At 58.8% G+C, this 20,173-nt stretch carries 22 protein-coding genes and 1 riboswitch; of the genes, 12 read left to right on the top strand and 10 right to left on the bottom strand.

What is annotated here, in order from left to right:
* The first annotated feature begins 61 nt into the window (after nt 1-61).
* Nucleotides 62-277, top strand: coding sequence for a hypothetical protein (locus ACR0CE_RS19665; RefSeq protein WP_480539989.1), 216 nt, complete (start codon nt 62-64; stop codon nt 275-277).
* Nucleotides 278-293: 16 nt separating this feature from the next.
* On the opposite strand, the gene ACR0CE_RS19660 is transcribed toward ACR0CE_RS19665, so the two are convergent.
* From ACR0CE_RS19660 to ACR0CE_RS19635, 6 genes are all read right to left on the bottom strand, one after another.
* A complete protein-coding gene (locus ACR0CE_RS19660) occupies nt 294-944 on the bottom strand; it encodes an energy-coupling factor ABC transporter ATP-binding protein (RefSeq protein ID WP_480539990.1) in 651 nt (216 codons plus the stop codon).
* The gene (gene cbiQ / locus ACR0CE_RS19655) at nt 935-1,720 is read right to left on the bottom strand and encodes a cobalt ECF transporter T component CbiQ (protein ID WP_480833521.1); all 786 of its coding nucleotides are present in this window, start codon (nt 1,718-1,720) and stop codon (nt 935-937) included. Before cbiQ ends, ACR0CE_RS19660 begins: the two co-directional genes overlap by 10 nt.
* Nucleotides 1,720-2,283, bottom strand: coding sequence for a cobalt ABC transporter permease (locus ACR0CE_RS19650; protein WP_480833520.1), 564 nt, complete (start codon nt 2,281-2,283; stop codon nt 1,720-1,722). The genes cbiQ and ACR0CE_RS19650 overlap by 1 nt, the downstream gene beginning before the upstream one ends.
* Nucleotides 2,280-2,891, bottom strand: coding sequence for a cobalt transporter CbiM (gene cbiM / locus ACR0CE_RS19645; protein WP_480508812.1), 612 nt, complete (start codon nt 2,889-2,891; stop codon nt 2,280-2,282). The genes ACR0CE_RS19650 and cbiM overlap by 4 nt, the downstream gene beginning before the upstream one ends.
* Nucleotides 2,892-2,897: 6 nt before the next feature.
* Complete coding sequence (locus ACR0CE_RS19640) at nt 2,898-3,683, bottom strand: DUF4198 domain-containing protein (protein WP_480833519.1); 786 nt, start codon at nt 3,681-3,683, stop codon at nt 2,898-2,900.
* 132 nt (nt 3,684-3,815) lie between these two features.
* Nucleotides 3,816-4,014, bottom strand: a riboswitch (cobalamin riboswitch).
* Nucleotides 4,015-4,134: 120 nt separating this feature from the next.
* Nucleotides 4,135-5,340, bottom strand: coding sequence for an ROK family transcriptional regulator (locus ACR0CE_RS19635; RefSeq protein WP_480833518.1), 1,206 nt, complete (start codon nt 5,338-5,340; stop codon nt 4,135-4,137).
* 174 nt (nt 5,341-5,514) lie between these two features.
* Between ACR0CE_RS19635 and ACR0CE_RS19630 the strand changes: the two genes are divergently transcribed.
* From ACR0CE_RS19630 to ACR0CE_RS19615, 4 genes are all read left to right on the top strand, one after another.
* Nucleotides 5,515-6,534: a substrate-binding domain-containing protein gene (locus ACR0CE_RS19630; RefSeq protein ID WP_480623835.1), complete on the top strand. Its 1,020-nt coding sequence runs from the start codon at nt 5,515-5,517 to the stop codon at nt 6,532-6,534.
* 107 nt (nt 6,535-6,641) lie between these two features.
* Nucleotides 6,642-7,715, top strand: coding sequence for an ABC transporter permease (locus ACR0CE_RS19625; RefSeq protein WP_480833517.1), 1,074 nt, complete (start codon nt 6,642-6,644; stop codon nt 7,713-7,715).
* Nucleotides 7,715-8,491: an ATP-binding cassette domain-containing protein gene (locus ACR0CE_RS19620; protein ID WP_480484881.1), complete on the top strand. Its 777-nt coding sequence runs from the start codon at nt 7,715-7,717 to the stop codon at nt 8,489-8,491. Before ACR0CE_RS19625 ends, ACR0CE_RS19620 begins: the two co-directional genes overlap by 1 nt.
* Nucleotides 8,488-9,123: a nucleoside/nucleotide kinase family protein gene (locus ACR0CE_RS19615; protein WP_480540000.1), complete on the top strand. Its 636-nt coding sequence runs from the start codon at nt 8,488-8,490 to the stop codon at nt 9,121-9,123. The genes ACR0CE_RS19620 and ACR0CE_RS19615 overlap by 4 nt, the downstream gene beginning before the upstream one ends.
* 40 nt (nt 9,124-9,163) lie before the next feature.
* Here the strand turns inward: ACR0CE_RS19615 and ACR0CE_RS19610 are convergent, their stop codons facing one another.
* Both ACR0CE_RS19610 and ACR0CE_RS19605 read right to left on the bottom strand, forming a co-directional pair.
* On the bottom strand, nt 9,164-9,874 hold the full coding sequence (locus tag ACR0CE_RS19610) for an aspartate/glutamate racemase family protein (RefSeq protein ID WP_480484883.1): 711 nt from the start codon (nt 9,872-9,874) through the stop codon (nt 9,164-9,166).
* Entirely contained in the window at nt 9,871-10,575 is a 705-nt protein-coding gene (locus ACR0CE_RS19605; protein ID WP_267365469.1) for a GntR family transcriptional regulator, read from the bottom strand. Before ACR0CE_RS19605 ends, ACR0CE_RS19610 begins: the two co-directional genes overlap by 4 nt.
* Nucleotides 10,576-10,686: 111 nt before the next feature.
* Here ACR0CE_RS19605 and ACR0CE_RS19600 point away from each other — a divergent pair, with 111 nt between their 5' ends.
* Complete coding sequence (locus ACR0CE_RS19600; RefSeq protein ID WP_480833516.1) at nt 10,687-12,381, top strand: thiamine pyrophosphate-binding protein; 1,695 nt, start codon at nt 10,687-10,689, stop codon at nt 12,379-12,381.
* Here the strand turns inward: ACR0CE_RS19600 and ACR0CE_RS19595 are convergent.
* Nucleotides 12,342-13,262, bottom strand: coding sequence for a LysR family transcriptional regulator (locus tag ACR0CE_RS19595; RefSeq protein WP_480833527.1), 921 nt, complete (start codon nt 13,260-13,262; stop codon nt 12,342-12,344). The two genes, ACR0CE_RS19600 and ACR0CE_RS19595, sit on opposite strands and share 40 nt — an antisense overlap.
* A 97-nt stretch (nt 13,263-13,359) precedes the next feature.
* Between ACR0CE_RS19595 and ACR0CE_RS19590 the strand changes: the two genes are divergently transcribed.
* From ACR0CE_RS19590 to ACR0CE_RS19565, 6 genes are all read left to right on the top strand, one after another.
* Entirely contained in the window at nt 13,360-14,493 is a 1,134-nt protein-coding gene (locus ACR0CE_RS19590; protein WP_480833515.1) for an enolase C-terminal domain-like protein, read from the top strand.
* Nucleotides 14,490-15,740 (top strand): NAD(P)/FAD-dependent oxidoreductase, encoded by a 1,251-nt coding sequence (locus ACR0CE_RS19585; RefSeq protein WP_480833514.1) that lies wholly within the window; start codon nt 14,490-14,492, stop codon nt 15,738-15,740. Before ACR0CE_RS19590 ends, ACR0CE_RS19585 begins: the two co-directional genes overlap by 4 nt.
* 54 nt (nt 15,741-15,794) lie before the next feature.
* Entirely contained in the window at nt 15,795-16,772 is a 978-nt protein-coding gene (locus ACR0CE_RS19580; protein ID WP_480555964.1) for a TRAP transporter substrate-binding protein, read from the top strand.
* Between the two features lie 70 nt (nt 16,773-16,842).
* Nucleotides 16,843-17,376, top strand: a complete 534-nt coding sequence (locus tag ACR0CE_RS19575; protein WP_480477489.1) for a TRAP transporter small permease — start codon at nt 16,843-16,845, stop codon at nt 17,374-17,376.
* A gap of 4 nt (nt 17,377-17,380) precedes the next feature.
* The gene (locus ACR0CE_RS19570) at nt 17,381-18,694 is read left to right on the top strand and encodes a TRAP transporter large permease (RefSeq protein ID WP_480477491.1); all 1,314 of its coding nucleotides are present in this window, start codon (nt 17,381-17,383) and stop codon (nt 18,692-18,694) included.
* Nucleotides 18,695-18,701: 7 nt separating this feature from the next.
* A complete protein-coding gene (locus ACR0CE_RS19565) occupies nt 18,702-19,634 on the top strand; it encodes a hypothetical protein (protein WP_480833513.1) in 933 nt (310 codons plus the stop codon).
* Nucleotides 19,635-19,666: 32 nt separating this feature from the next.
* Here ACR0CE_RS19565 and ACR0CE_RS19560 read toward each other — a convergent pair whose 3' ends face one another.
* Entirely contained in the window at nt 19,667-20,029 is a 363-nt protein-coding gene (locus ACR0CE_RS19560) for a cupin domain-containing protein (RefSeq protein ID WP_209508240.1), read from the bottom strand.
* Nucleotides 20,030-20,173: the final 144 nt, after the last annotated feature.

Below are 20,173 nucleotides of genomic sequence, written 5' to 3'. Positions count from 1 at the left end.
CGCAACAATGTGATTTGGCGGCACTTGGCTTTTGGGGTTACGCTTGAACAGGAGGGCCGCCATGCAAAACCCGGAACGTTTCGAAAAATTCTTCTTTGCCAAAGTTGGCATGGGCGAAGCCTGCGGTTGCGCCGAGCGCATCATCGACGTTTTCGAATTCAACCGAAAAGGTGGTGCGCAGTCGAAACACCCGGTGAAACAGGACCGGCGCGGACGCCTGTCGTTTCGGGCATGGGCGGTCAGATATGGGCTTATAAGCCGAAAGCGGCACAGCTGAACACGGATTGGTCCTGTCAGACAGCCACCAGTTTTCCGTCTCGCAAATCGAGCGCATCCGGTGCCAGTTCGGCGCGGAAGGCCGGGGAATGGCTGACAAGAAGGATCGCTTGCGGCAATGCCCGGAGGATTTCCAGCAGCCGGGCCTCGTTCCGTGGGTCCAGCGCGTTGGTAGGCTCATCAAGCAGCAGAACCTCGGGCTCCATCGCCAGAACGGTCGCCAGCGTAACCAGCCGTTTTTCACCCCCTGACAACTTGTGGGTGATGCGGTTCTTCAGATGCATCAGGTCCAGATCACCCAACACGTTTTCTACGATGGCTAGCGCTTCGTCGCGCGTTCTGCCAAGGTTGAGCGGGCCAAAGGCGATATCCTCGGCGACGGTCGGGCAGAACAGTTGATCATCCGCATCCTGAAACACAAGGCCCACCCGGCGGCGTACGTCGTGAAAATCGGCCTCTTGCACTCTTTGCTGACCAAAGATCGTGACCGTGCCGGACCGTGGGCGCTGCAAGCCAAGCGTGATGCGCAGCAAGGTTGATTTTCCCGCCCCGTTCGGACCCGTCAGCGACAGGCGTTGACCGGCGGACAGGCTGAGGCTGGCACCGTCCAGAACGGGTGGCTGACCGGGGTAGGCAAAGCAGATATCTTCAAGCGCAATCAGTGCCATGCAAAATCCAGTATGATCAGACCCGCGCAAAGAGCACCAAGGCCTGCGGCAAAAACAATGTCCCTTCGGGTCAGGGCAAAGTCCTGAAGCAGCAGCATACGGCCTGAAAACCCCCGGCATTTCATGGCATCAAGAATGCGTTCGGATCTTTCGATCGCGCGCACCAGCATCATTCCCACGAGATAGCCAAAGCTGCGATAGGTGTGCCAGTTTGTTGCCGGGCGAAAGCCGCGCACTTTCATAGCCGCGCGCAGGCGCAGGTATTCTTCCCGCAGAACCTCGATATAGCGGATGGTGAACATCAGAAGATGAACCAGCTTTTCGGGGCAGCGTAGGCGGTGCAAGGCGTGGCCAAGCATGACCGGCTCCATCGTGCCGACCAGCACCATCAGGGACAGGATGACCGCGTTGGCCGTCAAGGCGATCTCGACCGCTTTCCAGAAACCCTGCCAGCTTGCGGGAAACCCCCAGAGCGTGAACATCGGGTCGCCGGGCATGGAGAATGGCAACAGCACCAGCATGAAAAGGATGAACCCATCCATCATGGCCATGCGTTTCAACGTTTTCCGCCAGGGCAGACGCGACGCGGCAAGAAGCGAAAGGGACACCGCCAGAGCCCCGCACAGTGCTGTCTGCGAGGAGACCGCCACAGTCACCACCGCGAAGACAACCGCCATGACGATCCGCATCCTTGGATCAAGCGGGTTGATCGCGCCGCGCCGCTGCGCGCCCGCTTTGGCCAGCGTGTTTTCCTGTTGCCCCAGAACGTGCGCCATCAGGCCGCCAGCTTGCGGCGTGCCGCAAAGTAAAAGCCCAGACCAAACAGACCGACGATATATCCGATCCCACCCAGAACAGTTTGCAGGTCATTTTGTTCGCGGTAGGCGGCGATTTCCCGACGCAGCGGGCGCAGCTCATCCCGAACGGCCCTGGCAATGACCTGTTGTTGTTCATCGCTGAGCACCGCCGCTGTCTGGGCAGGTGCGTTTGTCGGCGCGGTGTCGGGTTCCGCTTCAACGCCCATGATCCGGGCGACATCCGCAGCGGGCATGGTAACCTCGGCCACGTGCCCGGCACCAAGGTTTGCAAAGAAAGTATGGGCTACCGGCGCGTTTGGCGTGTAGATAAAGAACCCGTCTGCATCCGTGAGGATACGGCCCAGCTCGGTTCCGTCCGGGCCGTTGACGATGACCTCGGCCCCGCTTGCCATGTCGCCGTTGGAAAAGCCGATTTCGCCTTCGATGGCGTCACCGGATTCAAACACTCCGGCTATGACCTTATGCGCCAAGGCAGGTACGGGTGCGCAGCTCAGCGCCAGAACGATCGCCAGGTACCTCACGCGACCGCTCCTTTGACAAACAGCTCGGGCTTGACCTTGCGCGCCAGCAAAACCGCGAACCCGGTCAGGATCGCCTCAATCGCCATGACAGGAATATGTGCAAAGAAAACAAGCTTGGCCGCAGGCAGGAAGGCATCCCCGGACAAGGCCAGTGAAAACGCAACCATGCCGGTTGTGGCGGCTATGGCAAAGGCACCGCCGACCCCGCCCCATATCGCACCTTGCAGAGGTGAGCCATGGGCGATCAGGCGGCCAAAGATCAGCCCGGCCAAAACCGCGGGCAACGCGATGTTCAGGGTGTTGATCCCCAATACCGTCAACCCGCCAAAGCCAAAGAAGACGGCTTGCAGCAAAAGCCCGACGAACAGGGCCGGGAATGCGGCCCAGCCCAACAAAAGCCCGGCCATTCCGTTGAGGATCAGATGCACTGACGAAGGGCCAATCGGCACATGGATCAGCGATGCCACGAAAAAGCTGGCAGACAGCACCCCCGCAGTGGGGATGCGATCAAGATCCAGCGACCTGAGGCCCATGGCAATCCCACCCGCAGCAGCGACGGCTCCGCCGATCACGACAGGGTTGGACAAGGCTCCGTCAACGATGTGCATCTACGGTTACTCCAAATCCCAGGCGCGGATCCAGATGACCGCGTCCTGGCTTAGTTCTTTGCCGTTGTGTTCGGTCACGGGACCGGCGCCGAGTGCGGCAAATCCCCAATATCCGGCTTTTGGAACGCCAAACGTGAAATACCCGTTATCATCCGAAGTTGCGACCAATGCACCACCCGGCATCGGCGAGACGGTCGGGGCCGAGGCGGCCGCGCTTTCCATGTCTGGTTCTGCGGCCATGTACTCGATCTCGATCTCGGCACCCACAACCGGTTGGCCTTCGGCCATAACCCGACCTGTAAACGTCGAACCCGCGATGATGTTGGTCGGTTTGTTGAGCGGGATAATCTCAACCGGCAGGCCCACCGGGTTCATCCAGTCGGTCGGCAGTTCGTTGCGGTTCAGGAATGCCTTGGCGATCTGCTGGATATAGATATCCTCGGATTCCTCATAATAGGGCTGGGGAACTGTCACCAGCACATAGTCGCCCGACCGTTTGACGGGAACATAACCCTTGAATGCCGCGCCTTCGTTTTCGCCACCGGTGAAACGTACGGGTTCCAGGGTATCCAGCAGATCGGTTTTCTGACCGTTGTGGATCACGTAGAATTCCTGCGGCTTGTCCAGATCCATGACATGCCCGTTCGAGAACGGATGCCAAAAGATCAGCTTGACCGGAACATTCCCCGGTGCGTCGATCATGGTTTCAGCGGTGTATTCCAGCAGGAAATGCGCATTTGCCATCGCTGGAAGCGCTATCGCCACAGCGGCTGCGGAAAGCAGCTTGGTCATCAATAGTCGTCCTTGTCCCATCGTACCAATCCCGGTACGAGATGCGTTTTGACTGCGGGGATGTCCAAGCTAAGCTGCTTTTTCAAGCATCCTGCTCCGACGCACATCCCGTCGCCGATTAGGAGTGCCCTTGTCAAAGGCACATGTCCGGCAGGTATCCTGACTTGCGGGTCAAAGCGTTGGGCTGGCCTTCCCGGATTAACTCCAGTGGCACTTCAGCCCTGCTCGCCGCTTACAGTTGCGGGTGCAGTTGCGGAATTGGGCCAAAGCCCGCACCGCATTCCCTTTTGATTCCAGAGCACGCCCCGGAACCGAACATGCCGAGCGGCTTGCCAGACTTCTTCGGCATCCGTCAACGATCATTTGCGCTGGCTGTCAAAAAGTTTAGCGGGCAATGCCCTTTTTCCGGCGGATCCGCTTTGGATAAAGGTCGGGGTTTTCGGGAATGAACCTACCCTTCGAGCAGGTATCTTTCCGACAATGGCAAACTGGCCGCCCCCAATGAGCGGGCATCCGGGCCTGCCGTCCCCGCCAGCACCAAAGGCCGTTCCAGCCCGGTCAGGTTCAGGTCGGATAGTTCGACCTCAACCAGTTCCACCAGCCGCGCCTTGATGCCTGCGGGCATCCAGCCATCAATCTTGACACATTCGAAGTCGATCAGGCTGCAAGATGAGACTGTGGCATGGGCAATCCCGTGCGCCGCTTGTTTCAGCCAGTTCTCAAGGTGGGTTTCCGGTACGTCCCAATGCTGTGTCGTTTCCCAAATTGAACCGGCTGTTGCGGCATTCTCACCTGTCGCGCGCTCCAGCACATAAAGACTGGCGACATCTATCAACGGTTTCACTCCGCCTGCGTCGTCCGGCACGGGCAATGGGCCAAGCGCACCGGCGTTTCCCCGCCCCGAAAAGATCGAGCCGTTCAGAACCACCCCGCCCCCAATGAAGAAGCCCACATAAAAATACAGGAAATCTCGTGGACCTTCCGCCGGGCCAAAAACCAGCTCAGCGCCGCAGGCGGCCGTTGCGTCGTTCTGCAAGAACACCGGCAAGTCATAGCTTGCCGCCAGCGCGCCTTTCAGGTCCGCGTCACGCCACGGATCCATTTTCTCCTGCGGAACCTGCAATGTCTGTGCCCAGTCCCAAAGGTAGAATGGCATCGCAATCCCAAGACCCGCGATCCTGCCGCGCGCTTCGGGCGACAGCGACGTCATCACTTTGTCGAGGCTTTCCTTGGAAAAGCTCAGTGTCGCCTCGGGCGTCGGAAAATCATAAGTCCGCCGCTCACGGTGCCTGACATTGCCAAGGAAATCCGTCAGCACCAGCTCGGTACTGCGCCGCCCGACTTTGAGCCCAAAGAAATACGCGCCATCCGGATTCAGGCGCATGGGAACCGAGGGCTGCCCGACTTTTCCCCGGATCGGTTCGCCCCGCAGAAGCAGCCCATCGGTTTCCAACTGGCGCATGATGACCGAAACCGTCTGTGCCGACAGCCCGGTCATCCGCGCGATCTCAGATTTTGCAAGGGCCTGATGGCGCCGGACCAGTGACAGGACAAGCCGTTCATTTCGGGCCCGCATTCCGCTTTGATTGGTGCCGCGCATGTCTGGCTCGCGTACGCCAGCGGTATTGTCCAAAGAGTTGTTTGCAGACACGGCCATCCCCTTCGTGACGACAATGTTGAAACCCTTCCTTTCTGTCAATAATAAATAAGAGTGATTTATTTATTGACTCAAAATTCGAATCTTGTGATGGTTTTCACGTTCGATCGGGCCGGATTTCGCCCGATCAGACGTATGCCCTGACGGGCATTGGGAAAACTGGGAGGACTACCGATGAAACTTGCGAAACTTGCAGGCGCTACGGCGCTGGCGGTTACGGCCATGGCAAGCAGTGCAATGGCCGAAGGTGAAACCGTTTGCCTGATCACCAAGACGGATACCAACCCTTTCTTTGTCAAAATGAGAGAGGGCGCGACAGCCAAAGCCGAAGAGCTTGGCATGACGCTGAAGGCCTTTGCCGGCAAAGTCGACGGCGACCACGAAACTCAGGTTCAGGCCATCGAAACCTGCATACTGGATGGCGCAAAGGGTATCCTGCTGACCGCGTCAGATACGTCGTCTATCGTTCCGGCGGTGCAGCAGGCCCGCGATGCCGGGCTGCTGGTGATTGCGCTGGACACCCCGCTTGAGCCTATCGACTCGGCCGACGCGACCTTTGCCACCGACAATTTCCTTGCGGGGCTTCTGATCGGACAATGGGCAAAAGCCACTCTGGGAGATGCGGCAAACGACGCCAAAATCGCCACGTTGGACCTTGCGGTCAGCCAGCCCACTGTGGATGTGCTTCGCAATCAGGGGTTTTTGCAGGGGTTTGGTGTTGATCTGGCCGATCCGAACGTGATTGGCGATGAAGACGACCCGCGCCTTGTTGGCAGCGATGTCACCGCTGGCAACGAAGAAGGCGGCCGCCGCGCGATGGAGAACCTGCTGGCCAAAGACCCGACGATCAACGTGGTGCACACCATCAACGAACCGGCGGCAGCGGGTGCTTATGAGGCGCTCAAGGCTATCGGGCGCGAAAATGACGTGCTGATCGTTTCCGTCGATGGCGGCTGCCCCGGCGTGCAGAACGTGGCGGACGGGGTCATCGGCGCAACATCCCAGCAATACCCGCTGCTGATGGCATCGCTGGGCGTTGAGGCTGTCAAGAAATGGGCGGACGAAGGGACGAAACCCGAGAACACACCCGGTAAGGACTTTTTTGACACTGGCGTGGCGCTTGTGACGGATAAGGCCGCCGACGGCGTCGAGTCCATCTCTGTTCAGGAAGGCATGGACCTCTGCTGGGGTTAAGCTGAACGTGTGGAAGGCCGCCACGCGGCCTTCCACTTATCAAAACCACCCACACGCCCGAAACCTTGCTAAAGTCGTCATAAACCTGACGCTTTGGGGGAAGTTCCATGTCCGATTCTTCACGACAAGCCGACGATTTCGAAACCGCCGCAAAGGGCAGCCCAGAGCAAGTTGCCGAATTTGACGATCACCAACGCGGATTTGTCGGAACGGTTCAGCATTTTCTGCATGTGAACCCGTCGCTGGTCCCGCTGATCGTCCTTGTCGCTGCAATCGTCATCTTTGGTGTCTTGCTGGGCCCCAAGTTCTTTTCGCCCTTTGCGCTGACATTGATCCTGCAACAGGTTCAGATCGTCGGGATCGTGGCGGCGGCCCAAAGCCTTGTGATCCTGACCGCAGGCATCGACCTGAGTGTTGGGGCCATCATGGTGATGTCGTCGGTTGTGATGGGGCAATTCACTTTCCGCTATGGAATGCCACCTTCGGTTGCGATTGTGTGCGGCCTTGCTGTTGGCTCGGCAATCGGGGGCTTGAACGGGTTTCTGGTCAGTCGCATCAAGCTGCCGCCATTCATCGTCACCCTTGGCATGTGGCAGATCGTTCTTGCGGCGAATTTCCTTTATTCACAAAACGAAACGATCCGGTCGCAGGAGATCGAGGAACACGCCGCCATCCTGCAACTGTTTGGTGCCAAGTTTAACCTGGGCGGGGCGGTGTTTACCGTTGGTGTTGTCTTCATGCTGGCGCTGATCCTCGTCCTTGCATACGCGTTGCGGCACACGGCCTGGGGCAGGCATGTCTATGCCGTCGGGGATGACCCCGAAGCGGCAGAACTGTCTGGTGTCAACGTGCACCGCACGCTGATATCCGTGTACATGCTGTCCGGGCTGATCTGCGCCTTTGCGGGCTGGGCCCTGATTGGCCGGATCGGGTCGGTTTCGCCAACCTCGGGCCAGCTGGCCAATATCGAAAGCATCACGGCGGTCGTGATCGGAGGGATATCGCTGTTTGGCGGTCGCGGGTCTATTCTGGGGTCCCTGTTCGGTGCCCTGATCGTGGGTGTCTTTACGCTTGGGCTGCGGTTGCTGGGCGCAGATGCACAATGGACGTTCCTGCTGATCGGCATCCTTATCATCGCAGCGGTCGCGGTCGACCAGTGGATCAGAAAGGTAGCAGCCTGATGGAACCCATTCTCAAAGGACGGAACCTTGTGAAACGCTACGGCAAGGTAACTGCGCTGGATCACTGCGATTTTGACCTGATGCCGGGTGAGATTCTGGCGGTGATCGGCGACAATGGCGCGGGTAAGTCGACGCTGATCAAGGCAGTGTCCGGCGCAGTGACGCCAGACGAAGGCGATGTTTGGCTGGAAGGTCAAAAGGTGAATTTCCATTCCCCGATCGACGCGCGTGAAGCCGGTATTGAAACCGTCTACCAGACGCTTGCCATGTCCCCTGCCCTGTCGATTGCGGACAATATGTTCATGGGGCGGGAAATTCGGCGAAAGGGGCCATTGGGATCATGGCTTCGAATGCTAGACCGTCCGGCAATGGAAAAGTTCGCCCGCGAAAAGCTGAGCGAACTGGGTCTGATGACCATCCAGAATATCAATCAGGCCGTCGAAACCCTGTCGGGTGGACAGCGCCAGGGCGTTGCCGTGGCACGCGCGGCGGCATTCGGATCCAAGGTCATCATTCTGGACGAACCGACAGCAGCACTGGGCGTAAAGGAAAGCCGCAGAGTCCTTGAACTGATCCAGGATGTGAAATCACGCGGCATTCCGATCATCCTGATCAGCCACAACATGCCTCATGTTTTCGAAGTCGCAGACCGGATTCACGTGCACAGGCTGGGAAAACGCCTGTGTGTGATTGACCCCAAGGACTATTCGATGTCCGACGCCGTAGCATTCATGACCGGGGCCAAGGACGCACCGCCCGAGGATCAGGCTGCATGACCGGTGGCAGCACCGCCCCTGACGTTCTGGCCGACAGCATCGTCGACGCCGTTGAGGCGCTGCCGCCGGCCCGACACCGGCAACTTGTCGCGATTGCCGGCCCGCCCGGATCCGGGAAAAGCACCGTTGCCAGCCTTGCCACAGCCAAGCTGAACCGGCGCGGTGTGTCAGCAGGGCTTGTGCCAATGGACGGTTTTCACTTTGACAACGCGATCCTGAAAGAACGTGGGCTTTTCCCGCGCAAGGGCGCGCCGGAAACCTTCGATCTTGCCGGGTTTCGTGCCTTGCTTGTGCGTTTGCGCACCGAAGATGAAGTTGCAATTCCGGGCTTCGACCGAAAGCTTGATCTGGCAATCGCTGCCCGATCAATGATCTCGCCTGATCAGCGGGTCATTCTGGTTGAAGGCAATTACCTTTTGCTGGATGAACCGGGCTGGTCGGGCCTTCACTCCCTATGGGCGCTCAAGGTGTTTCTGGGCGTCGATCTTGCAACACTGGAAACCCGGCTCACCGACCGTTGGGTTGGGTTTGGGCTGGACAAACAGGCCGCAAGAGAGCGGGCGCTTTCAAACGACATTCCGAATGCCGAGCGGGTGATCCGGAACTCGGTACAAGGCGACCTGAACCTGTGACATCTTAGGGCAGGTCAGTCAGAGCGCCCGTGTCACCTGTCTAGTAGGTGGGCGGAACAAGACCGGCCTGAAACCACTTCACGAAAGACACGATAGAAAACACGGGCAGCCCTGTGGCGCGCTGAATATCGGGCGCGTAGGGGCACATATTCGTGCATTCCAGCACGATCGCGCCAAGATCGGTGTGTTCCGATGTCAGGGCCATTGCGGCTTCGACATTGTCTTTGCGGGCCTTTTCCACATCAAGACCAAGCTCATTTCCAAGGATTGCGCGGGTGAACTCCGCCCCGCCTTCGGTTGTGCCGATAGGCGTGTCCAATGGAACATTGGCGGCCAGCAAGTGATCTTGGGTCAGAGTGGAGGCTGATATGGTCAGAACCCCGGCGCGTTTTCCCGCCGGCAGGATGCGGTTGACCATTTCAACCTGCATCAGGGACGATGTGGCCACCGGAACCGGGACCGCCTGGGCCAGCTCTTTTTGGAACAGCGACAGAAACCCGCAATTGGTGGTAATCCCGTCCACACCATCTTTGACAAGCTCCTGCGCCGCGTCGATGAACACGTCGAGCATGCCTTCGGCTTTGTGCCGTACCACCCGATCCGGCGAGGCATCACGCACAATGCGGTAGTGAACCGGAAAGGGCCAGGTCTGCGCGTTGCCCATATCGCCGGGAATGCGGGGAAAGCGGGCATCCAGCATCAGAATGCCGACAGACGCACCGTAGATGGATTTTCCGCCTTGCGCGATCATCCCTCAACCTCCTCGATGATACGGGTCGAAATATCGTCCGACCCTTCCATGTAGATGTTCGAAATCCCGTGACGCACGGCATCCTGCACCTGATCCATACGCTTGGAGATATGTGCAGCCAGAACCCGTGCCGCCTCATCCGCGTTCCGGTCCATCAAAGCCTGCATGACGCGTTTGTGTTCGTCCTTTGAGCGTTGCACGCGGTCCAGGCTCATGGAAATCCAACGGATATAGCGGATACGGTCGTTGATCCGCGTCAGGGTTTGCAACAGTTCCATATTCCCCGACAGCTTCGCGATACCCAAATGAAACGCCTCATCCCGGTTGACGGCTTCTTCGACAGTCAGACCGGTGATGTCGATGCCCGTTGCGTAAAGCTCGTCCCGCAACAGCTGCAGGTCTTCGTCCGATGCCTTGGCACAGGCCGCACGCGCCGCCGCTGTTTCGATGATCTGGCGCAGTTCGAACAGGTCGAACACGCTTTGCGCGTCCAGCGGGCGGCAGAAAAAGCCTTGTCCGGGGCGGAAGTCGAAAAGCCGTTCGGCAACCAGACGGTTCAACGCCTCGCGCAGCGGGGTGCGGCTGACGCCCAGATCCCTGGACAACGCCACTTCGTTCAGGCGGTCGCCGGGGCGCAGGCGAAACGAAACCGCCATCGCCTTGACCTGATCATAGATATCATCGACGCGCGGACCCGCCATTACCCCTGCCCTTCTTCGTTTGAATCACAGGTGCCACACGTTGAGCTTGAATTCAATATACAAAACTGTATACAGACCTGAGTACAGATTTGACACAAGGGACTCGCGACCATGACAGGGACAAATTTTCTGACCGGAGCCGAAGCCATGGTGCGTATGCTCGAAGCGCATGGTGTGACGCATATGTTTGGTCTGTGCGGCGATACCACTTTACCCTTTTATGATGCCCTTTCCCGGATGGATCACGGCATTCAGCACATCCTGACACGGGACGAGAGGCACGCGGCCTATATGGCGGATGGCTATGCCCGCGTCACCGGCAAGCCCGGCGTGTGCGAGGGCCCGTCCGGCGGTGGTGCGACCTATATCTTGCCCGGCGTGGTCGAGGCCAACGAAAGCTCGGTTCCGATACTGGCGATCACGTCGGATGTGGCGACGACCAGCCGCGGCAAATACCCGTTGACCGAACTGGATCAGCCTGCGCTGTTCCGGCCTCTGGCCAAATGGAACACATCCCTCGACGACGCAGCGCGGCTTCCGGCCATGGTTCGGGCCGCCTTCAGGGCGATGACGACCGGCACGCCCGGTGCGACGCATCTGGCGCTGCCGTTTGACACGCAGAAGGGGCAGGTAGACGAGGCTGAAATCTGGGCGGATGACAGGCACCGCAGCTATCCCGCTGAACGGGCCGCACCTGACCCGGACGCCATCGAAGCAGCGGCTGCCATTCTTGCAGGGGCCAAATCCGCGGTTGCGGTCTGTGGTGGCGGGCCGGTTTTGTCCCGGGCGACCGATGCGCTGCGCCGGGTTGCAGGCCTGCTGGACATGCCCGTGGCCACGACCGTGTCGGGTCAGGGGTCCATTGCCGAGACCGACCCGCTTGCCCTGGGCGTTGTCGGGTCGAACGGGGGCATCCCGGCAACCCGCGCAGTCGTGGATCAGGCCGATGTCGTTTTGTTCATTGGCTGCCGCGCCGGTTCGGTCACAACGGAACGGTGGCGAAGCCCCGGGCGCAGCACCACGATCATCCATATCGACAGCGATCCGATGGTGATCGGCGCCAATTACCAGACCGAAGTGGCGATCTGCGCCGATGCCCGGCTGGCGCTGGAGGCTTTGGCGCAAGCACTGGAAGACCGGCAGGGCCTGACCAGCCAAGGCGGAACAGCCAAGGCCCGCGCCGCATGGGAGGCCAAGATGGCCGCGTTCGCCCCCCTGGCCGCAAGTCGCGAGACACCGATCCGGCCCGAGGCCGTCATGGCGTCCCTGATGGACATTCTGGATGACGACGCGATTGTCGTCGCCGACCCCGGCACCCCCTGCCCCTATTTCAGCGCATATTACCGCTGGCGGAAACCGGGGCGCCATTTCATCACCAACCGGGCACATGGGGCGCTGGGATATTCGCTGGGCGCGGCCATGGGGGCACATGTCGGGCGGCCATCGGTTAAAACCCTGTCGGTCATGGGCGATGGCTCGTTCGGGTTCACCTGCGGCGAGTTTGAAACGATGGTCCGGCACAATATGCCAATCACTTCGATCGTCTTCTCGAACTCAGTCTTCGGATGGATCAAGGCTGGCCAGAAAGCGGGATTTGGTCAGCGCTATTACAATGTTGATTTCAACCGGACAGACCACGCCGCTGTTGCGGCCGCCTTTGGCGTCAAATCCTGGACCGTCAAAGACCCCGAGGATCTGCCGCGCGTGCTGAAACAGGCGATTGAGCATGACGGCCCAACACTTGTCGACATTCACTCACAGCCGCTTCACGAAGCGGCCGCGCCGGTCTCGGAATGGGTCGCGTAAGCGGCAATTGACGGGGTCAACTGGGCCAGAAATTCCTGGGCAATCGTGGACAAAGGGCGGCCCTTGGCCGTGATGATCGCGAGATCCAGCATGACTGGCGGCGCAAATGGGCGGGTCTGATACCCGCTCTCGTCGTCAAAGGTCACAGTAAAGGGGTCGATCATCGCGACCCCCATACCCTGTTTTACAAAGCTCAGCAGGTTTTCGGACAGATGGGTGTGTATCTGGGTACGCCATGTGTGGCCGGATGCCTGAAAGATGTCGCGAGTCCGGCGATGGGTCTGGTGTTCCGGCCCCATCACGATGAAGGGTTCGTTTTCCAAAATCTCTGGCGTCAGTACGTCGTGCTCGGCCAAGGGACTGCCCTCAGGAAAAGTCGCGAGCGTTTCAAACTGAAACTCCTGATAGTTCAGTGTGTCATGCAGAATGGGCATCTCGACGATACCGATTTCAAACAGGCCCGAGATGACCCATTCCTGAATCTTGGACGAATATTGCGACTGAAAGCTGACAGACAGGTTCGGGCGCGTTTTGGCAAACCGCGCGATCTCGCGGGGCATAAAACCAAAGGACAACAGGTGCGGCGCGGCAACCTGCAACTGTCCGGGATGTTTGTTCTGCAGATCGGTTACGGCCTGCGCCACGTGGTCCAGCCCACGCACGACCGTGTCGACCTCACGAAATAGCATCTCGGCCTCAGGTGTTGGCAGCAATCGGCCTTTTGTCCGTTCGAACAGAGGCAGACGCGCTTCGCGTTCAAGCTGTGCCAGAAGGTTGCTGATGCCGGGTTGCGATATCCCAAGAACCGAGGCCGCGCCGGTCACAGTTCCGGTTTCCATTATGGCATGAAAAGCCTGAAGTTGGCGAAAGCGCAGGGACAACGATAATCTCATCACTTTTTCTGATGAACTTACGAAAATATAGTATTTGAAATGATAGTCCGGTCAAGGCAGGCTTTCCCCATCGACAGGGGGCGAAATGAGCAATCTGGCACAGAAAATCATCGGCTATGACCTGTGGCACCTTGAACTGCCGGTCACATCCCGTCGGGATCACGGCATCGGATCGGTTGAAGGCGTTTGCGAAGTCGTCATCCTGCGCCTGACATCCGAGGATGGCACCCAAGGGTATGGCGAGGCGTCGCCCTGGTCGGTATTCACCGGAACACCCGAAGCGAGTTTTGCGGCGCTGGACCGTTATCTGCGCCCTCACGTTCTTGGGGCTAGCGTTGGGGATCGGGCCGCCATCATGGCACGTGCGGCTTACGCGGTGGCACATTGCACCGAAGCCAAGGCCGCGCTGGAAACCGCGCTGTTGGATCTGGCAGGCCGGATCAGCAATGTTCCGGTCTGGTCCTTGCTGGGTGGTCGCTTCCGCGACAGCATTCCGCTGAGTTGTTCCATCGCAAATCCCGACTTTGCCCAGGACATCGAACTGTTGGCACGCCTGCGTGAGGATGGTGTTCGGATTGTCAAACTCAAGACCGGGTTCAAGGATCACGCCTTCGACATCATGCGGCTGGAGTACCTTGCCCAGAACTACCCGGAGCTCTCGGTCCGCGTGGACTATAATCAAGGGCTCAGCATTGATGATGCGCCATCGCAGGTGCGGGACGTCGCTCAGTTCAAACCGGATTTCATTGAACAACCTGTCCGCGCCCATCAGTTTGGCATGATGGCAAAGCTGCGGCAGATGACGGATGTTCCCCTTCTGGCCGACGAAAGCGTCTTTGGCCCCGAAGACATGGAGCGCGCGGCCCTAGTAGGGATCTGCGACGGGGTTTCGGTGAAAATTATGAAGTCAGGCGGCCTTACCCGCGGGCAGACGGTTGCGCGCATCGCTGCGGCCCATGGCCTGTCGGCCTATGGTGGCGATATGTTCGAGGCTGGACTGGCCCATTTGGCAGGCACGCACATGATTGCCGCGACACCGGAAATCTCTCTGGGCTGCGAATTCTATCAGGCGTCCTATTTCCTGAAAGAGGACATTCTGGAGCAGCCATTTCAGGTAAAGGACGGTCAGGTATGCGTGCCTCAAGGCCCCGGGCTTGGCGGCAGACCCGATCTGACCAAACTGAATCATTATGCGGTTGCCAAGGCGGTGACAGAATGACGGAAAAGAAAACCATAGCCATCATAGGGGCCGGAATTGTCGGCGTGTCGACTGCGGTCTGGTTGCAGCGGGATGGTCACGACGTGATCCTGATCGACAAGGCAGGCCCTGCCGAAGGTACCTCGCACGGGAATGGCGGGGTTTTGGCCTCGTGTTCGATCGTTCCGGTAACAGTCCCCGGATTATTGGGAAAAGCACCGAAGATGCTGCTGAGCCCCTCGCAACCGTTGTTTCTGAAATGGGGGTATTTGCCAAAGCTTCTTCCGTGGCTCTGGAAATATCTCCGCCATGCAAACGCCGCCGACGTCGAGAGGATCGCCGCAGCACTGACATCCATCGTTGGCGACAGCCTGAATGATCACAAGGCGCTGGCGGCCGGAACAGGGGCGGAAAAGTGGCTGGTTCCGTCAGATTACCTGTTTCTTTACAGGGATCGCGCGCATTTTGAGGAAGATGCCTTTGGTTGGGAGATCCGGCGCCGGCACGGGTTTCAGTGGGACGAATTGGAAGGTCGCGCCTTCCATGAATATGACCCGGTTTACAGTCAGGGCATCGGGTTTGCCGCCCGGCTTTCGAATCATGGCCACATCACCGACCCCGGCCGGTACGTGAAAGACCTTGCCGCGCATGTTGAGGCGAATGGAGGTCGTATCATACGTGCAAACGTCGAAGACGTAGTTCGGAAAAACGGGCATGTCACAGGGGTTCGGGCCGGTGGCGAGACCATTGCTTGTGACGCAGCCGTCGTCACGGCCGGGATCTGGTCGGGTCCATTGGCAAAGCGCTTGGGAGTTTCTGTTCCTCTTGAAAGCGAACGTGGTTATCATCTTGAATTGGTAAAGCCTTCCGCGATGCCGCGCAGCCCGGTTATGGTTGTCTCGGGCAAGTTCGTTGCGACACCGATGGATGGGCGCATACGCTTGGCGGGCATTGTCGAGTTCGGAGGGCTGGATGCGCCGCCCTCGCGCGCGCCGTTCGAGTTGATGCGCAAAAATGCCCGGGCGGCGTTCCCGGGCGTGACATGGAAGGAGGAAGTGGAATGGATGGGGCACAGGCCCGCCCCGGCTGACTCGATCCCGGTTATTGGCGAAGTGCCCGGTATCAAAGGGGCCTATATGGGCTTCGGGCATCACCATATCGGCCTGACAGGCGGGCCGAAAACCGGGCGCCTTCTGGCGCAGATGATTGCAGGCAGAACGCCAAATGTCGACATGAGCGTCTACGCGCCGTCACGATACGCGAAGTAACAAACAAACCGGTGAGAAACGCCGGTGTTTCCAAATTCAACAGGGAGAAGAATGATGAAGAAATTGACGAACCTTCTGGCGGCAACTGCGCTGACCGCCACCGCCGCGGCACCCGCCATGGCCGAAAAATGGGACATGCCGATGGCCTATGCGGCCTCAAACTTCCACTCGGCCACGGGCGCGGAATTTGCCAAATGCGTCACCACCGGCACCGGCGGTGAGATTGAAATCGTCACGCACCCATCCGGCTCGCTGTTCAAGGGCGGCGACATCAAACGCGCAATCCAGACAGGGCAGGCCCCGATTGGTGAGCGGTTGTTGTCCGGGCATCAGAACGAAAACGCATTGTTCGGGTTTGATTCCATCCCGTTTCTTGCGACCTCATTCGACGACAGCGCAAAGCTTTGGGAAGCGGCCAAACCTTCGATCGAAAACCTGCTGGCCGAGCAAAACCTGACGCTGCTTTATGCGGTACCGTGGCCTCCGCAAGGTCTGTATTTCAAAAATGAGGTAAACTCGGTCGCCGAGATGAAGGGCATCAAGTTCCGCTCGTACAACAACGCCACTTCACGGCTGGCCGAGTTGACCGGGATGCTGCCGGTTACCATCGAAGCGGCTGAAATCAGTCAGGCTTTTGCAACGGGCGTGGCGGATTCGATGATATCGTCGGGTTCGACCGGGTATGACCGCAAGGTTTGGGAAAGCCTGAACTATTTCTACGAGGTCGACGCCTGGCTGCCGCGCAACTACGTGATGGTCAATTCCGACGTCTGGTCTGGTGTATCCGATGCCAACAAGAACGTCATCAAAGGCTGTGCTGAGCTGGCGGAATATGCCGGGAACTGGCGTGCCAAGGAATACACCGGCTTTACCTTGCAAGGCCTGCGGGATGGCGGCATGACCGTTGGCCCGGCATCGGATCAGATGGTGAAGGAATTGAAAGAAATCGGTGTGACCATGACCAATGAATGGCTAGAGGCCGCCGGGGACCAAGGCAAGGCCATCGTCGACGCGTTCCACGCGTCTCAGTGATCCTTACCGGACGGGCGGCGGCATATCCTGCCGCCCGTTTCAAATCCAATCAGAACACAGCGGGGACGGCATGGCAGTTTTGCGAGGGCTTCGGTCCGTATTGGATTTCATTTATCTGGCAGCAGGGGTTCTGGCGGCGATCAGCCTGATTGCCATATTGCTGCTGATCGTGGTGCAGATGCTGGCCCGCTGGACCGGCGAAGTGTTTCCCGGCGCACCGGACTATGCCGGTTATGCGATGGCTGCCGCCTCTTTTCTGGCGTTTGCCAACGCGCTGAACCGGGGCAGCCACATCCGTGTATCGATCCTGCTGAACGCAGTGCCGGACGGGGTTCGGCGCATTCTTGAAGTCTGGTGCTTTGGAATCGCTACCGCCGTCATGTGGTATTTCTGCTGGTATGCCTATCGCTTTGTCTACTGGAGCTGGAAGTTCAACGATGTCAGTCAAGGACAGGATAGAACCGCCCTTTGGATCCCTCAATCCGCGATGCTGATCGGTGCCGTGATCCTTGCCATCGCCCTGACGGATCACCTGATCCACGTCCTGTTCCGCGGTGAACATCGCATCGTCCGCGATCTGGCCGATCAGAGCCACGGAGAGTAAACGCATGGAAAACCTGGCTGTTATCATCCTCTTCCTCTTTGTGCTTTTTACCTTGTTGGGCACCGGTGTGTGGGTCGGACTGGCCCTGATGGGTGTCGCCTGGGTCGGGATGGAGCTGTTCACGACACGCCCCGTGGGCGATGTCATGATAACGACCATCTGGTCGGCATCGTCCTCGTGGACCCTGACCGCCCTGCCGATGTTCATCTGGATGGGCGAGATCCTGTACCGAACGCGATTGTCCGAGGACATGTTCAAGGGGTTGTCGCCCTGGATGGCCCCCCTGCCCGGTGGTCTGGTGCATACGAATATCGTTGGATGTACTGTCTTTGCCGCTGTCTCGGGGTCGTCGGCGGCAACCCTGACGACCGTCGGAAAAATGTCGATCCCCGAGTTGCGCAAGCGCAATTACCCCGAGCGGATGATCATCGGAACATTGACCGGTGCCGCAACATTGGGGCTTATGATCCCACCCTCTCTGACTCTGATCGTATACGGGGTGACGATCAATGAATCGATCACCAAGCTGTTCTTCGCCGGTATCCTCCCCGGCCTTGTTCTTGCGGCGATGTTCATGGGATATGTCGCGCTGTATTCCAAGCTGGGTAAGGACTGGAACCCAAACGACGAAAGCAAGCTGAGCTTTTCTGAGAAAGTCAAAAACTCACGCTTTCTGCTGCCTGTGATCCTGCTGATCACCGTTGTCATCGGATCGATGTATCTGGGCTATGCTACCGCGACCGAAGCCGCCGCTTTCGGCGTGATTGGCGGGCTTTTGCTGGCCGCCGGTCAAGGGTCGCTGACCTGGAAGACCTTTACCGAAAGCCTGATGGGGGCCACGCGCACCAGTGCGATGATCGCCCTGATCCTTGCGGGGGCGGCCTTTTTGTCGCTGTCGATGGGGTTCACCGGCCTGCCGCGCGGACTGGCCGACCTGATCGCCGGATGGGACCTGACACGGTTCGAGCTGTTGATGGTATTGCTGGTATTCTACATCATTCTGGGATGCTTTCTGGACGGGATATCCTCGGTCGTGTTGACGATGGCCGTGGTTGAACCGATGATCCGTGACGCCGGGATCGACCTTATCTGGTTCGGCATCTTCATCGTGGTTGTTGTCGAGATGGCACAGATCACACCACCGATCGGATTCAACCTGTTCGTGATGCAGGGCATGACAAACCACGAGATGAGCTATATCGCGCGTGCAGCGATCCCGATGTTCCTGATCATGGTATTGATGGTTTTCATCCTCATCTGGTTCCCGGATCTGGCGACCTGGCTGCCGGAAAATCTGCGCCAAGGCCCGGGTGGGTAGAACAGCCTTGAACCCGTTACATCTGGCGGCGCGTCATGGCCCTCATGTACTGATCGCCGGGCTGGCGGCTGGCCTTCTGCTGCCGTCCCTGGCCGAGCCGATGCGAAACCTGCTGCCGCCACTGGTCGTGTTGTTGCTGTTCGTCACAGTCCTCAGGATGAACCCTGAAACCATTCTCGGGTCGCTGAGTGATCTGCAGAAGGTTGCATTCACAGTCATCGGGTTTCAATTCGTCATGCCGCTGATCGTGCTGGCCATCGGGTTCGCGGGCGGATGGGCTGGAACGCCTGTCCTTTTGTCCCTGCTGATTATGGCGGCGGCCCCGTCCATTTCAGGCAGTCCCAATATGTGCCTGATGATGGGCCATCCGCCTGAACACGCGATGCGTCTGATGGTTGTGGGTACGGCCCTGTTGCCGCTGACCGCGTTACCAGTATTTCTGCTCATGCCCGAACTGGGGGATATTCAATCTGTCTTGCAGGCCGGGTTGCAATTGCTGCTGACCATCGTACTTGCAACCGGGGCTGCCATTATCACCCGGCGCACAGTTCTGCGCACACCCTCACCCGCGACGCTACTGAATTTGGAAGGCTTGGCGGCACTTACCTTGGCTGTGTTTGTCATCGGGCTGATGCCTTCGGTCAGTGCCACGGCCCTGAACAATCCCGCCATTGCAGCCTTCTGGATCGCGCTCGCCTGTCTGGTCAATTTCGGGGCACAAGCCGTTGCATTTCACCTGAGCCGAAACCGGCTGCCCGCAGACAAATCGACCGCGATATCGATTATCGCGGGAAACCGGAATATCGCCATATTCTTTGTCGCCCTGCCAACCGATGTCACCGCCCCGATCATGGCCTTCATCGGCGCCTATCAAATCCCGATGTATCTGACGCCCATGATCATGCGGCGCCTTTATGGCAAGAACAACCTTCCCGCGTAACGGCATCTGCGCTTTGGAGCACCTTGTGGGTCTTACGTGCAATCCCGGATCACAAAGTGCTTCGTCGTTTCCTCGATGACTTCCCAATAGCCGCGAAACCCATTCGGGATCAGAAAACTTGCCCCGTCGCGAAAATCTTGCCGGGTGCCGTCTTCATGGATCAAAGCGCAATGGCCTTTGACAATATAGCAATATTCGTCCTTGTCCGTGAATGCATGCCATTTTCCGGGCGTCGACGTCCATGTGCCCGCCGACAACTTGCCATCCGGACTGGTAAAATGCATCCCGATCTGGTGATACGGGTCGCCGTCGACAACGCGGTCCGGAAGATCGGCCAGACGCCGTTCGCTGCGTGTTGCTGGCGCACCGAAGAGATCGAGAACCTGAGGTGTCATAACATCATACCCTCCTGCTGAGCGTGTATTTCAAAACGGCACGACCCTCCTGTTGCGCGTTGATGGCCCCTTTTGTGATGCGGGGGTCGTTGCCTTCGCTGAGGGCGATTATGGGACGGGTGGCCGGAGCGTTTTGCCGCAACA

The organism is Ruegeria sp. L11 (assembly GCF_056531755.1).
The sequence above is the reverse complement of the archived record's forward strand: the minus strand, read 5'-3'. Positions and strand labels throughout refer to the sequence as shown.